Annotated in this window: 12 protein-coding genes; 8 read left to right on the forward strand and 4 right to left on the reverse strand. The window is 48.9% G+C overall.

Annotated features, from left to right (window positions below):
• Positions 1 to 101 precede the first annotated feature (101 nt).
• From N5E87_RS00335 to N5E87_RS00345, 3 genes are all read left to right on the forward strand, one after another.
• Positions 102 to 566 carry an NlpC/P60 family protein gene (locus N5E87_RS00335; protein WP_041408656.1) on the forward strand — a complete coding sequence of 155 codons (465 nt, stop codon included), beginning with the start codon at positions 102 to 104 and terminating at the stop codon, positions 564 to 566.
• Positions 567 to 590: 24 nt separating this feature from the next.
• On the forward strand, positions 591 to 2,039 hold the full coding sequence (locus tag N5E87_RS00340) for an MFS transporter (RefSeq protein WP_279766722.1): 1,449 nt from the start codon (positions 591 to 593) through the stop codon (positions 2,037 to 2,039).
• Between the two features lie 88 nt (positions 2,040 to 2,127).
• Positions 2,128 to 3,156 (forward strand): LacI family DNA-binding transcriptional regulator, encoded by a 1,029-nt coding sequence (locus tag N5E87_RS00345; protein ID WP_086902926.1) that lies wholly within the window; start codon positions 2,128 to 2,130, stop codon positions 3,154 to 3,156.
• Between the two features lie 58 nt (positions 3,157 to 3,214).
• Here the strand turns inward: N5E87_RS00345 and gtfA are convergent, their stop codons facing one another.
• Positions 3,215 to 4,699: a sucrose phosphorylase gene (gene gtfA / locus N5E87_RS00350; protein ID WP_086902925.1), complete on the reverse strand. Its 1,485-nt coding sequence runs from the start codon at positions 4,697 to 4,699 to the stop codon at positions 3,215 to 3,217.
• Positions 4,700 to 4,955: 256 nt separating this feature from the next.
• Here gtfA and N5E87_RS00355 point away from each other — a divergent pair, with 256 nt between their 5' ends.
• The 4 genes from N5E87_RS00355 to mog all read left to right on the forward strand — a co-directional run bounded on the left by N5E87_RS00355 (position 4,956) and on the right by mog (position 10,623).
• Positions 4,956 to 6,176: an MFS transporter gene (locus N5E87_RS00355; RefSeq protein WP_086902924.1), complete on the forward strand. Its 1,221-nt coding sequence runs from the start codon at positions 4,956 to 4,958 to the stop codon at positions 6,174 to 6,176.
• 259 nt (positions 6,177 to 6,435) lie between these two features.
• Positions 6,436 to 8,832, forward strand: coding sequence for a TonB-dependent receptor (locus N5E87_RS00360; protein WP_086902923.1), 2,397 nt, complete (start codon positions 6,436 to 6,438; stop codon positions 8,830 to 8,832).
• A gap of 92 nt (positions 8,833 to 8,924) precedes the next feature.
• A complete protein-coding gene (locus N5E87_RS00365; RefSeq protein WP_086902922.1) occupies positions 8,925 to 9,884 on the forward strand; it encodes a carbohydrate kinase in 960 nt (319 codons plus the stop codon).
• Between the two features lie 205 nt (positions 9,885 to 10,089).
• The gene (gene mog, locus N5E87_RS00370; RefSeq protein WP_006083754.1) at positions 10,090 to 10,623 is read left to right on the forward strand and encodes a molybdopterin adenylyltransferase; all 534 of its coding nucleotides are present in this window, start codon (positions 10,090 to 10,092) and stop codon (positions 10,621 to 10,623) included.
• 33 nt (positions 10,624 to 10,656) lie between these two features.
• Here mog and N5E87_RS00375 read toward each other — a convergent pair whose 3' ends face one another.
• Positions 10,657 to 10,875, reverse strand: coding sequence for a hypothetical protein (locus N5E87_RS00375; RefSeq protein ID WP_086902921.1), 219 nt, complete (start codon positions 10,873 to 10,875; stop codon positions 10,657 to 10,659).
• A gap of 151 nt (positions 10,876 to 11,026) precedes the next feature.
• Between N5E87_RS00375 and N5E87_RS00380 the strand changes: the two genes are divergently transcribed.
• On the forward strand, positions 11,027 to 12,070 hold the full coding sequence (locus tag N5E87_RS00380) for a helix-turn-helix domain-containing protein (RefSeq protein ID WP_086902920.1): 1,044 nt from the start codon (positions 11,027 to 11,029) through the stop codon (positions 12,068 to 12,070).
• A 3-nt stretch (positions 12,071 to 12,073) separates the two neighbouring features.
• On the opposite strand, the gene N5E87_RS00385 is transcribed toward N5E87_RS00380, so the two are convergent.
• Positions 12,074 to 12,334 carry a hypothetical protein gene (locus N5E87_RS00385; RefSeq protein ID WP_011624712.1) on the reverse strand — a complete coding sequence of 87 codons (261 nt, stop codon included), beginning with the start codon at positions 12,332 to 12,334 and terminating at the stop codon, positions 12,074 to 12,076.
• Positions 12,335 to 12,383: 49 nt separating this feature from the next.
• Positions 12,384 to 13,523 carry an ABC transporter permease gene (locus tag N5E87_RS00390; RefSeq protein ID WP_086902919.1) on the reverse strand — a complete coding sequence of 380 codons (1,140 nt, stop codon included), beginning with the start codon at positions 13,521 to 13,523 and terminating at the stop codon, positions 12,384 to 12,386.
• Positions 13,524 to 13,538 lie beyond the last annotated feature (15 nt).

Genomic DNA, 13,538 nt, shown 5'->3' on the forward strand with positions numbered 1-13,538 from the left:
ATTAGCTTAGGCTGTTACCATCGGTTTTTTCACGATATTTTCGTTATCGCTTTGATAGCACCCATATTACGCAAGAATTGCCTGCGATGAGTTTTACGCTAATGAAACGATTACTGATAGTTATCTTAGCCTTAGGTCTTGGCGCCTGTGCGAGCGCGCCAGAACCTAAGCCTGTGGTGAAGCAAGTTGAACCTGTCTCCGTTTGGAACGATAGCAATATCGCCGATTTCCATTCCGAATGGCGCGGCGTACCCTATCGCCTAGGTGGCGGCACTAAGAAAGGCATCGATTGCTCGGCCTTTGTGTCGGTCGCTTATCAAAAGATGTTGGGCATGACTCTGCCGCGCACTGTGGAAGAACAGCAAGCTCTCGGCAAACCTGTGGCGCGGGACCAACTGCGTAAAGGCGACTTAGTGTTTTTCAAAACGGGTTGGAGCACGCACCATGTCGGCATTTATGTGGGCGGGAATAATTTCCTCCATGTCTCGACGAGCCAAGGGGTGAAAATTTCGAGTCTGCTAAATAGTTATTGGGCATCAAAGTATTGGAATGCAAGGCGAATTTAAGCCTTAATCACAGGTGGAGACTCTATGACCCCAGCGTCTGCTTCGTCCCCTCATGAGCCTCTGCCCACCTCGGTTTTTCTGGCGATTTTCTCCGCCGTATTCTTACCCATGTTTCTGGCGGCGGTCGATCAGACCCTACTCGCCACCGCCACCCCTGCGATAGTGGAAGATCTTGGCGGCCTCAGGCAAGCCTCGTGGATCACTATCGGTTATATGCTGGCGATGGCGGCCAGTGTGCCTATTTACGGCTGGCTAGGGGATAACTTTGGCCGCGCTAAAATCCTGATGATCGCCTTAGTGGTGTTTGCGTTGGGTTCAATTGTTTCCGCCAGTGCTGGGGCTATGGACCATATGATTGCCGGGCGGATACTCCAAGGCCTCGGCGGTGGCGGGCTGATGAGTCTGTCCCAATCCCTGGTAGGGGAATTGGTGCCGATACGGCAAAGGGCGCGTTTTCAGGGCTATTTTGCCGCTATGTTTACCCTCGCCAGTGTTGGCGGCCCTGTGATTGGTGGCTTTGTGGTGCATGCCTATTCTTGGCACTGGTTATTTTGGGCGAATATTCCTTTGGTCATGCTGGCGGTTTGGCGACTTAATCGCTTGCATAAACAGAGTATTAAACCCGTGCGGCAAGGGCGGTTTGACTTACTCGGCGTGCTGTTATTTCCCACGATCATCACGGCGCTGCTGTATTGGTTGTCAGTGGCGGGGCAAGACTTTGCTTGGCTATCGACCACAAGTTTAGGCTTTATGGGATTTATCTGTGTGGGCGCCCTAGTGCTCTTGTGGTGGGAGCGTCGGCGAGAGAGTCCTTTCTTACCGCTGGATTTACTCGCCAATAAAGCCATTTATATGCCGCTCTTCACGGCCGCGCTGTTTGCCGCCTGCCTGTTTGCGATGATCTTCTTTTTACCCATTTACCTGCAGGTCGGTCTGCACACCAATCCGGCCAAAACGGGCTTGCTGCTGATGCCAATGACCTTTGGCATTGTCACAGGTTCCACCATCGCTGGCAGGCTGTTGAGTCGGGATGTGGCGCCTAAATGGTTGCCGACCTTCGGCATGAGCTTGGCCTTTATCGGTTTGCTCTTAATCGGTTTAGTGCCGCCGAATGCGAATCTTATCGGCGCTTTAGGTGTGCTGGTGGGCATTGGCTTAGGGACTGTGATGCCCAGCGTACAGCTAGTGGTGCAGAGCGTGTCGGGCAAGGCGCGTTTAAGTCAAATCACCGCCATGGTGTCCTTGAGTCGTTCCATGGGCGCGGCAATTGGTACGGCTTTATTCAGTCTGTTGCTATATGGCTTATTACCGCTCGACGGGGCGCAGGTGGGAATTGCGGCAATAAAGCAGTTACCCATAGAGGTTGTGCATCACGCCTTCCAATGGGGTTTTATCGCGGCGGCTCTGGTGGCACTCAGCTCGGCGATTGTGGGTTATTTCTCGCCTGCGACTGCGCTTAGGGATCATGAGTAGATTTGTTGGTGCACGACGGATTTAAGCTGTGTAGTATTTGCGGTAGGTTCGCTTCCGCTGTGACCCCATTCTTTGCCAGGAATTCTGCATGACAACTAAAAACTGGACTTTAAAGAGCATAGCTAACGAGCTAGGTGTCTCTAACGCCACTGTTTCTAATGCTTTTAATCGTCCCGATCAGCTATCGGAAAAACGTCGCAACGAGATTTTAGCCGCCTGCTCTAAACTGGGGTATTTTGGCCCAAATAAGGCGGCGCAGTCCCTACGTAGGGGCAAATTTGATACCGTCGCGCTGGTACTGTCCGATAGTGTTGAATATATGGTGTCCGATCCTGTCGCCAGTAAGTTTATGAAGGGGGTGGCTTCGGTATTGGAGCGGGAAAAACTCAACTTACTGCTATTTTCTGGCAGCTCCGACAGTGTGAATGCGGTGGCCGATTTTGTGGATGGGTTTATTTGTTATGGTCGCCCGCGCAATACCTTGCTCGCCGAGCAATTAAAACAGGTTAAGAAGAAGGTGGTTACAGTGGACTTTGATATCCACCGCAACGCTTCTGTCAGCATTGACAATAAGTTAGCCGCCTATGAGGTGGCAAAATTGGCGTTAAAATCTCCCTCCGATCAAGTTGCAATATTGGGATTGAGGCTACTCGATACCCATTTAACTTGCCGAGTTTACGATTTGAATTTGCTCGAAATCGATATGTCGATTGCGCACCAGAGGTTGCAGGGATATTTACAGGCGATTGAGGAAACGGGTGTCACCCTTGGTAATGATCGGATTTGGAATATTCCAGAAAGTAATGCGGAGTATGCGCGGATTGCGGCCAAGGAGGCATTAAACTCAACCCCAAGACCCAATGTATTTTTATGTATGAGCGACTTAATTGCCCTTAGTGTGCTGGGTGAGGCGCAGGCCATGGGATTAGCGATTCCTGAGGATATTCGTGTCGTGGGATTTGATGGTATTGATGAGGCGACTCGCTCGAATCCACCACTGACCACGGTTTACCAATACTCGGAACAAAAAGGCCAAATGGCGGCGCAGATGTTTATCGACGATGCCGTGCATGCTCAGGTATTAGGGTATGAACTACGTTTAGGCAAAAGCTGTTAATACAATCAGTTTTATATGCAAAAGGCGCTAATTAAGCGCCTTTTGTTTTTGTTCTGCATTAGGCCTGTGCTTGAGTGAGCAGGTCTGCTAATGCGATTTGGGTTTCGATGCCTTGCTCATCAAGTAGGGTGATCAGCCCTTGTTTATGGGCAAAGTCGAGACTAAGACTGGCCGATGCATTTTGTGCAGACCATGTGAGAGTTAGTGTTTTTCCACTTGCTGCCATCGAAAAGCGGCCATTGAATGCTGCGCTACTATTACGCAGTTTAATCAATTGGATGAGGGCTTTAACCACAGGTTTTTGCAGGGCTTGTTGCACTTTTTCCCGGTTTAAATAGGGGCGATTAATGTCTCGGCCGACGTGGGTTTGATTCAGCAACGTCATGTCGTTTGGTATGGCAAGCAGGCCTGTGTAGTAGACCTGAGGAATACCCGGTGCGAAAAACTGAATTGCTCGCGCCATCAAGTAATCAAGGTCATTTTGCCCTAGGGCATCGTAATAGGTGCAGTTGATTTGATACAAATCGACATTGCTGGCGGCCGCCCCTGTGGCTTGTAGACTCTCGCCCTTACTGTTGTCGTGTATGGTTTCGACCAGATTATCGATTTGTTTTTCGTCCAATAATCCGCGTAAGCCATCCATTGGGCCGACATCGATAATACCAATGCCATCGTGGGTATCGAGAACGGTAATGCAGTTGCGAGGGGCCATGTCTAGCCAGTGACTCAGGGCGCTACAATCTTGGCTAAACAGCGTGTGCAGGATGAGCGGTGGCAGGGCGAAGTCGTAAACCATGTCCACTCGTTTGGCGATATCGATTTGCGTCATATGATGGGAGTGGATTTCGGCTAGGGTTGTCATACCTAACTCATTGGCCTGCTTCGCTAATTTATCCACAAACTCGAAGGACTCTTCAATCATAAAGCAGCTAGTGCCGGGTTTTTTTATCGCATAACCTGCAGCATCTAAGCGGATTAAATTGACTTTGCTGTGGTTAAATCGCGCCAATACGCGGTTTAAATAATCCTTACCTGCAGCTGAGTTAACATCGATATCGATCTGGTTACGGGTAAAGGTGGTCCAAAATTCTTCCGTTGAACCATCCGCTAAGGTGTAAGTGCTAAAGCAGCTCCCTGGGCGGGGGCGATAGATAGCTTTTTGATCCTGTTCACTTAATCCCTCAGGGAATACCTTGTCCTTGGTCAGGAATAAATCCCAGTAAACCGATTGTTTGCCATGTTTGAGTACATCTTTAAACTCGGGGGATTCTGCGGACATGTGGTTAACGATCAAGTCGGCCATGATGTCGAACGCTTCGCCTATGCTTTTGACATCGTCCCAATCACCTAAGCGTGAGTCCACTTGTACATGGTCTATGGGATCAAACCCCGCATCGCTGCCATCGATGGGATAGTAAAATGGCAGTAGATGAACGCCCCCAAATAAACCATCTAACTCATTATCGAGTAAGGCTTTGAGTTGTTTGAGTCCGGCACCGGTTATCCGATCGACATAGGTGATCAATTGCACTTGATTTTTCATACTTTGCCCACGCTTTAGTAGCCTTCCCAGAGTAAAGTTTGCTGGCGGTTATTTATAAATTGCACAAACAAACTTAATCGATTAAGTTGTATATTTAACCAATGTGAAACATTATTCAAGTGGTTTGTTAGATTTTTGAGTTAGTCTTGGTTTTGGGGGGATTAGCTCACTGCTGTACATAAATAATGCCTAAAGCTGTTTGGGGCTTAGCTAGCTTCAAAGGGGATTTAGCGCGATAACGATAAGGTGAAACAGTATGGTAAGTGATTCAAATTCTGTAGAAAATCGCCATCACACTCGAATTAGAGTGTTGACGTATTTAATGTTTTTTATGTTCGCTATGACCTCAGATGCCGTGGGCGTGATCATTCCTCAGCTGATTTCTGAGTTTGGCCTCTCTTTATCACAGGCGAGCGCCTTTCATTATATGCCGATGATTTTTATTGCAATAAGTGGTCTATTCCTCGGTTTTTTGGCGGATAAAATAGGGCGTAAACTAACCATTTTATTAGGGCTGTTGTTGTTCGCCATTGCCTGTTTTTTATTTGCGCTTGGGGAGTCGTTTTATTATTTCCTGCTGCTATTGGCCTTGGTGGGCTTGGCAATAGGGGTATTTAAAACCGGGGCCTTAGCCCTGATCGGTGATATTTCTCGGTCGACAAAACAGCATTCCAGCACCATGAATACGGTCGAAGGATTTTTTGGGGTCGGCGCCATGGTGGGGCCAGCCATCGTCAGCTATCTGCTTATCAGTGGTGTGTCATGGAAGTATTTGTATTTTGGGGCGGGTGTGTTTTGTCTGCTGCTCTGTTGGCTAGCGTTTAGGGCCGATTATCCGCAGGTTAAGCGATCTTCAACGGAAACAATTAATCTGACGAATACCTTCAGTATGATGAAAAATCCTTATGCATTAGGGTTTTCCCTTGCGATTGGTTTGTATGTGGCCACCGAAGTGGCGATTTATGTATGGATGCCTAGCTTGCTGCAAGAGTATCAGGGGGATTACACAGTACTTGCGGCCTATGCCTTGACCATCTTTTTTACCCTGCGAGCGGGTGGACGGTTTTTGGGTGGGTGGATATTAAATCACTTTTCGTGGCAACAGGTTATGTTCTGGTTTAGCTTAGCGATCAGCCTTTGCTACCTCGGCTCTATGCTCTATGGCGTTGAGGCCGCCGTTATTCTCTTGCCCCTCTCAGGGCTGTTTATGTCAATGATGTATCCCACTTTAAACTCCAAGGGGATCAGTTGTTTCCCCGTGGCACAGCACGGCTCTGTGGCTGGAGTTATCCTGTTTTTTACCGCGGTTTCTGCGGCGTTGGCTCCCCTGTGCATGGGGTTAGTTGGGGATATTTTCGGCCATGTGAAGTATGGCTTTTACCTCGCAACCGGGTTTGCCGTTTTGTTGTGCCTGTTAGCGGGGATTAATCTGATTAAAGATCCTTCTCAAGCTCTGTTAAGCCGTGAAACCGTTTGAATTGAAATGTGACAGAAAAATTTTTTCTGTCACATTTTTTCGATTAATCAATTAATTGCTAGCTGTTCCCACTTTAAGTTTGTTGGCTTGTACAAAAAACGCACTTGCTTTTTGTTATTTAGTTGCTAACTTGTTAACTTAATCGATTAAGATGTTTTTGGGAACCAAACAAGACTCACTAATCGATTAACAACAATTCAGTAGAAGTTGCCGTGGGGAGATATAGGCAGCTTCTCAAAATATGGGTGGGGACATAAAAATGATAAATCGCACATCACAACAATTCTTGTTAAGTACCATCGCCGTCTTGGTGAGTTCTCAGCTTTGGGCTGCCGATGCACCCGCGCAGGAAGAAACCAAGAAAGATGCGTTAGGCCTCGAGCGTATTACCGTTACGGGCGTTGCTCGTGGTACCCGCGTCATGGACTCGAGCGTGTCAGTTAGCAGCGTATCACTCGCCGAGTTGGAGGTTAGTACTCCCCGTTCATCTGCCGAAGCATTCCGGATCATTCCGGGGATGAAGGTGGAATCAACGGGTGGTGAAGGTAACGCTAACATTGCTGTCCGTGGCTTACCTGTGGCATCGGGCGGTGCTAAGTTTCTTCAAATCCAAGAAGATGGATTACCTATTCTGCAGTTTGGCGATATTGCCTTTGGTAATGCGGATATCTTCTTACGCTTAGATTCTACAGTGCAAACTATTGAATCGATTCGCGGTGGTTCGGCGTCTACTGCGGCCAGTAATGCTCCCGGCGGTATTATTAACGTGATCAGTAAAACTGGTAGCTCGGATGCTGGCAGTGTGTCTACCACCTTTGGCTTGGACTACGATACCTTCCGCACCGACTTTGAATATGGCACGAGTATCAATGACAGTCTGCGTTTCCATGTGGGGGGATTTGTGCGGACTGGCGAAGGTCCTCGCCAAGCTGGTTATGATGCCAACAAGGGCGGCCAGGTAAAAGCCAACATTACCAAAGAGTTCGATAGTGGCTATGTTCGTCTTTATTTTAAACACTTAGATGATAAGAGTATTGGCTACTTACCTATGCCAATGTATTCGGACGGTAGTTCTGTCCCAGGTTTTAATGCGAAATCCGATGCTATTCAATCAGCTTATTTCCTCTCAACCCTGAGTTTGGGCGCCGATGGTGAGCGTCGTCGCGGTGATATGCGCGATGGTATGAACCCTGAGGTTAACTCTGTGGGTTTAGAGGCGTCTTTTGATTTAGGCAATGATTGGCAGGTCGAAAACCGTTTCCGTTTCTCGGATGTGAGCGGTAATTTTATGGCGCCATTCCCTGCCGAAGTGGCTAATGGTGCCGACATTGCGGCCAGTATTGCCGGCACTGGCGCCAAGTTGATTTATGCCAATGGTCCCGATGCGGGCAATCCTATGGATGGACTCGCCATGCGTATCCATACCTTCGACGTCAAGATGAATGACTTTGGCTCAATCGTAAACGACTTAAAATTGACGAAAACTTTTGACGATACCAGCGTTACTCTGGGTTATTACAATGCCACCCAAAATATCAATATGACCTGGATGTGGAACTCCTATCTGATGGAAGTCAAAGGGGATAACGCCGCATTGCTCGATGTGGTGGCCACCGATGGTACCGCCTATTCTGATGCTGGGCTCTACGGCTATGGTGTGCCTTATTGGGGCAACTGTTGCCAACGTAATTACGATACCGAATACAACATTAAGGCGCCTTATCTTGCGGTAGCGTCAAGTTTTGGGGATTTGTCGTTGGATGCCAGTGTGCGGTACGACAGCGGCGATGCCAGTGGTTACTACGCAGGTAATGTGCAATCGCAAGTGGATATGAACTTGGATGGCGTTATCTCTATTCCTGAGCAGAGCGTCTCTTCTATCGATAATGCCAATCCGCAACCCGTGAATTATGACTGGAGCTACACCTCCTATTCACTCGGAGCAAACTATCAGTTTGACAGTGATTTAGCTGCATTTGGTCGCTTGAGTCATGGTGGCCGCGCCAATGCGGATCGCCTGTTATTTGGTAAGGTTCGTGCCGATGGTTCAGTGGCAAAAGAAGACGCTGTCGATAATGTGGATCAATATGAGTTAGGCGTTAAGTACCGTTACGATGATTTATCGGTGTTCGCGACCGCTTTCTATTCAGAGACCGAAGAGCAAAACTTCGAGGCGACCAGTCAGCGTTTCTTCGACCGTAAGTACAAAGCCAAAGGTATTGAAATTGAATCGGCCTATTTTATCGGTGACTTCGATTTTAGGGGCAATGTCACTTGGACCGACGCTGAAATTGCCAAGGATGCGTTAACGCCAGACGTTGTGGGGAATACCCCAAGAAGACAGGCCGACTTTATCTACTCGCTGATGGGCCGTTATAACTTTGACCAAGGCTCAGTGGGCATCAACCTGATTGGTACCACTGACTCCTATGCACAGGATAATAATGATCTCAAGTTTGATGGTTACAATCAGGTCAATGCCTTTGCAACCTACAACTTGACTCAGGCCTTAAGCGTCTCGTTAAACGTCAACAACCTGTTTGATGCTACGGGTATCACTGAAGCTGAAGAGGGTTCGATTCCTGATAACAATATTATCCGTGCTCGCACCATTAATGGCAGAACCACGAGTGCAACCTTGAGATACGAGTTTTAACTCCGGCGGGTTTGAGGCTTAAAACCAACAATTTAAAAGGCCCATCAAGCATGGGCTTTTTGCTTAACCATTAGAGACATAAAGGGATCCATATGACGGTATTACTCAGTTTCGGTGAGGTGTTAGTGGATTTATTGCCCACAGATATTAGCGGCAAGTCCCATCAAGCCATTGCGGGCGGCGCGCCTGCAAACGTGGCTGTGGGTTATGCCAAACTGGGGGGCAAGAGTTACTTTGCCGGCGGCATCAGCACCGATGATTATGGGGCTATGTTAAAACAAGCCCTAGCGAATGAAGGGGTTGTAACGGATTACTTGACCCAAGTGCCGGAGGCGCCAACGGCGACTGTGGTGGTAAATTTGGATGAGCATGGCGAACGGACCTTTGAGTTTAACCGCCAAGGGACTGCCGACCTTTGCTATAGCCCGCGCCATTTTGATGCCATTCCATGGCAACAGATGGATATTTTTCATCTCTGCTCCAATACCTTTACCGAAGCGAGCATTTTTAACGCGAGTCTCTATGGCGCTCGTTGTGCGAATTCATTCAATAAGATAGTGAGTTTTGATGTTAATTTGCGCTTATCGCTCTGGCCCGATACCGCATTGCTTGCTGAGCGGGTTGAGCAGTGTTTTCGTTACACACAAGTGCTGAAAATGAGCCGTGAAGAGGCTGAGTATTTAGCATTAACGCGGAATAAGAGTTTCGAAGATTATTTGCAGTTTTGTTTGGCGCAAGGTGTTGAAGTTATTTTGATTACTGACGGCGCCAATCCAGTGCAATGCATCACAGTGAATGAACGATTTAGTGTGCCAGTCCCACAAATTAAAGCCGTTGATACCACGGCGGCGGGCGACAGCTTTATGGCGGGTTTTTTGTTTGCGCTAGGTTCTGAGTTGGCGTTTGATCTCGAGCATCTAACCTTAAAACATCGACTCGCATGTCAGACACAGTTGCGCAAGGCGATTGAGTTTGCGGTGCGTTGCGGCGCCGTAACCTGTGGGCAGAAGGGCGCTTTCCCTGCGTTGCCCACACTGTCACAGGTGAGTTAACTCTTCCTGCAAACCATCAAGCTGAGGTGAGTGATTGCTTGCCTTAGCTTTTTTTCGAGCCTATTGCGCGAACTTCATCACGTTTTACTTGCCCCATTAGTCGAGCATTTATGCTATTTTAGCTGCGGCTTATAGTCGAAGGAGCATAGGTTTCTCCTCTGCTTTCGGTCGATTGGTTTTATTTCAACATGATTGGGGATTTCCTATGAGCAAAGCAAAAATCGGGATTGTTACGGTAAGCGATCGTGCCAGCGCGGGGATTTATGAGGATATCTCGGGCAAGGCCATTATCGACACCCTCAATGATTACCTCACCAGCGAGTGGGAGCCGATTTATCAAGTGATCCCCGACGAGCAGGATGTGATTGAAGCGACCCTGATCAAGATGGCCGATGAGCAGGATTGCTGCTTGATTGTGACCACGGGCGGCACTGGTCCAGCCAAGCGCGATGTCACGCCTGAGGCGACTGAGGCCGTGTGCGATCGCATGATGCCGGGCTTTGGTGAACTGATGCGCGCCGAGTCGTTAAAGTTTGTGCCTACGGCGATTCTCTCGCGCCAAACTGCGGGCTTGCGAGGGGATTCATTAATTGTGAACCTGCCGGGCAAGCCAAAATCTATCCGCGAATGTTTAGATGCGGTGTTCCCCGCCATCCCTTACTGCATCGACCTGATGGAAGGGCCGTACCTCGAGTGTAACGAAGCCGTGATTAAGCCTTTTAGGCCTAAGGCAAAATAACGCGCCGCACAGCAAGATGACATAAACCCAAGCCTAGCTTGGGTTTTTTATTGGCTTGTTCGGAGTTGGTGGCTTGCTGGTGATCAGCAGCGCCGACACGCCCGTCGCGATAAACAGCACTGGGATAGCCACAAAGTGCGCGAAGGCATTGGGCGCAATGCTGAAGTTTAACCAGAGCAAGAGTGTCCAAATGAGGCTGAGTAAGCCAAAGGCCAGCAGGCGTTTAAACTGGCTGAGGGTGCGCTGTGTCATAGTGTCGTCCTGTGTGCTGGAGGTTTAAGCACAGTCTAAAAACTCCCGTATTGGGCTTGAAGTGTCGTTATTGACAATTTTAGGGTGAGTAGTGACATTTTTAGCCAGTAAGCTAGACTCAATACATGATGAGGCTGGGGAGGGCATTGGAATGAAAAGGATCACTATTTTGGCGACGGACAATACGGTTGCCAGCGGGATTATTGGTTTTCTCGATGTGTTTAGTTTCTGCAATACCTATTGGCGGCGAGTCAATCCACAGGCTGAGCAAGACCTGTTTGAGTGCCAAGTGGTCTCGAGTCATGGCGGTGATATCCTAACGAATCAAGGTATTAAAGTGCCTGCCGTTGGGCTTAATACCCCGAGTGATATTCTGCACTCCGATGCGGTGATCTTGGCCTCGGCCATGGTGACCAATAAAAGCGAGTTTCAAACCTATCTCAATGATTTTGAATCCTTATTCGAACCGTTAAGGTTGTTTGCTGTCTCAGGAAAACCATTGGCGGCCTATTGCTCAGGCACCTTGATTTTAGCGGCCTCCGGCCTGCTGGACGGGCGCGAGGCGACCACCGTCTGGTGGCTGAATGAGATGTTTCAGCGACATTTTGCCAAGGTGAACCTGCGGATGGACAAGCTGGTGGTGTCCGACGGCCATCTGCATACCGCGGGGGCGACAACCTCGAATATGAGCCTAGCACTGCATTTAGTGCACATTTTGGTGGGTGAGCAGTTAGCAAGCCAGATGGCAAAAATCCTGTTGATTGATCCTAATCGCCAATCCCAACAACCCTTTATGACCATGGATCTGATGACGTCGAGCCATAAGGACGAGGTGATTTGGAATGTGCAGCAATGGATGCAACATCATTTAACCGAACCCCTGTTACTGGATGATATCGCTGATAAATTTGCTTTAGGTAAGCGCACTCTTATCCGCCGCTTTAAAAAGGCATTAAACGAGACTCCGGCGAGCTATGTGCAGCGCCTGCGGGTGGATGAGGCAAAACGCCTATTGGAAACGACCAGTCTAGGCTTAGAGGAAGTGGTCACCCGTGTGGGTTATGAGGATGTCAGCTCGTTTCGCAAATTATTCATTCAGCTAACGAGCTTAACCCCGAGGGCCTACAGGCAGCGCTTTAATACTCAGCAATATGAGTTTGATAGCGACAACTGCTGCGAGGCTGAACTGCATTAACGGCTATTTCAGCGCGTCAATCTGTTGCGCCAGAGATGTCTTGGCAGTGTCGTTCTCTGCGTCTGTCACTATGCGCTCCAGCACTTGCACACGCTCGGTAAGCACTTGATTCTGTAGACTCAACTGTGTGAGTTTATCCTCAAGCTGTCGCTCATTGCCGCCACCCAGTTGGCGGATTTTCAGGTAATGCTTAAACATTTCTGTGGCACTCACACCCACCACAAAAGTCACCATGATCACCATCAGCACATATTCGTTTTCCATAACTGACCCCTTTAACCCAAGGGCGCGGTGCGCCCTTGGGTCGATAGTGTTATAAGCCGAAGACCACTTTTTCACTCTTTAAGGATTTTTCCATACCTAACGCCAAGATGAGGGCGATGGCTAAGGTGCCCAGTGTCGATACCAGCAATTGAAGCATGTTCATGTCCTTACCTTTGATAAAGTCCATCAGCGCCTGTTGCTGACCCGAAACGGGCAACCATTGCAGTATGTCCGGCGCTATGTTGTAGCTGGCCGCCATGGATAGCGCCAAGGGCACAAACAGCACCATAGTTAGATAGGACTGAGCTTCCTTAAAGGTTTTGGCCATAAAGGATACAAACAATTGCAGACAGGCGGCCATCAGGGCGACGGGAATACCGACCAGCAACATTAGCGCCATAAATTCATTGGTGATGCTGACGCTAAAACCGAGCTCCTGCCAAGGCACGAAGGTATAGGCGACCTTAGACACGAGTAGAATCAACACTAGGCCGAGCAGGGCAAATAGGCCGACGGCAATGATTTTAGAGAGCACTAATTGGCGCGTGGTCAGCGGATGGCTGAGCAACAATGCCAAGGAGTTACGCTCACGCTCACCGGCGCTGGTGTCGATGGCCAGATTCATCCCCGAGATAAACACTGAGTAAATCATAGTGAAAATGGCGATACCTAAGATCATCCCGCCCTTAGAGTCGGTTGTGGCTTGGTCATGCACATTCACTTTCAGCGGCTGCACCACTCGAGGGTCGATGCCACGGGCGATTAGGCGCAGGCTGCCCATTTCGGCGCTATAGGCCTGTAACTGTTTCTCTAAGCGACGAATCGAGTTTTGCAGTTTTTCCTCTGAGTTATCGGCCACGATAGTGATCTCGGCGCCTTTGCCTTGGTTCATCTGCTTGGCATAGTCGGGGCTGATAATCAGCTCGATGGCTTTCAGATCCTTAGCGCCTGCTTCGCCTTGTGTAATCCCCTTGTTGGATAAAAATCTCACTAAGTCCGGCGCCTTGTCGGGATTAGTGATGCTGATTTTAAGATCGTCTGGGCTGGTCAGTTGGCCGATAAGCACCATAAACAGGCCACACATGATCAGCGGCGTACCAATGGCGTAGTAGAGTCCCGCCATCACAGAGCGTTTATCGCGGGCGGCGTCTATCAGTTCCTTGCGAACCATTGCGATGATTTTGTTCATGATTATTCCTTATCC

Origin of the sequence: Shewanella sp. GD03713 (genome assembly GCF_029843705.1) — a bacterium.
Lineage (GTDB): Bacteria > Pseudomonadota > Gammaproteobacteria > Enterobacterales > Shewanellaceae > Shewanella.

Excerpts from the sequence above, each read along its gene's own strand:
- N5E87_RS00335 (WP_041408656.1), top strand. The coding sequence starts at position 102 with ATGAAACGATTACTGATAGTTATCTTAGCCTTAGGTCTTGGCGCCTGT.
- N5E87_RS00340 (WP_279766722.1), top strand. The coding sequence starts at position 591 with ATGACCCCAGCGTCTGCTTCGTCCCCTCATGAGCCTCTGCCCACCTCG.
- N5E87_RS00345 (WP_086902926.1), top strand. The coding sequence starts at position 2,128 with ATGACAACTAAAAACTGGACTTTAAAGAGCATAGCTAACGAGCTAGGT.
- gtfA (WP_086902925.1), bottom strand. The coding sequence starts at position 4,699 with ATGAAAAATCAAGTGCAATTGATCACCTATGTCGATCGGATAACCGGT.
- N5E87_RS00355 (WP_086902924.1), top strand. The coding sequence starts at position 4,956 with ATGGTAAGTGATTCAAATTCTGTAGAAAATCGCCATCACACTCGAATT.
- N5E87_RS00360 (WP_086902923.1), top strand. The coding sequence starts at position 6,436 with ATGATAAATCGCACATCACAACAATTCTTGTTAAGTACCATCGCCGTC.
- N5E87_RS00365 (WP_086902922.1), top strand. The coding sequence starts at position 8,925 with ATGACGGTATTACTCAGTTTCGGTGAGGTGTTAGTGGATTTATTGCCC.
- mog (WP_006083754.1), top strand. The coding sequence starts at position 10,090 with ATGAGCAAAGCAAAAATCGGGATTGTTACGGTAAGCGATCGTGCCAGC.
- N5E87_RS00375 (WP_086902921.1), bottom strand. The coding sequence starts at position 10,875 with ATGACACAGCGCACCCTCAGCCAGTTTAAACGCCTGCTGGCCTTTGGC.
- N5E87_RS00380 (WP_086902920.1), top strand. The coding sequence starts at position 11,027 with ATGAAAAGGATCACTATTTTGGCGACGGACAATACGGTTGCCAGCGGG.
- N5E87_RS00385 (WP_011624712.1), bottom strand. The coding sequence starts at position 12,334 with ATGGAAAACGAATATGTGCTGATGGTGATCATGGTGACTTTTGTGGTG.
- N5E87_RS00390 (WP_086902919.1), bottom strand. The coding sequence starts at position 13,523 with ATGAACAAAATCATCGCAATGGTTCGCAAGGAACTGATAGACGCCGCC.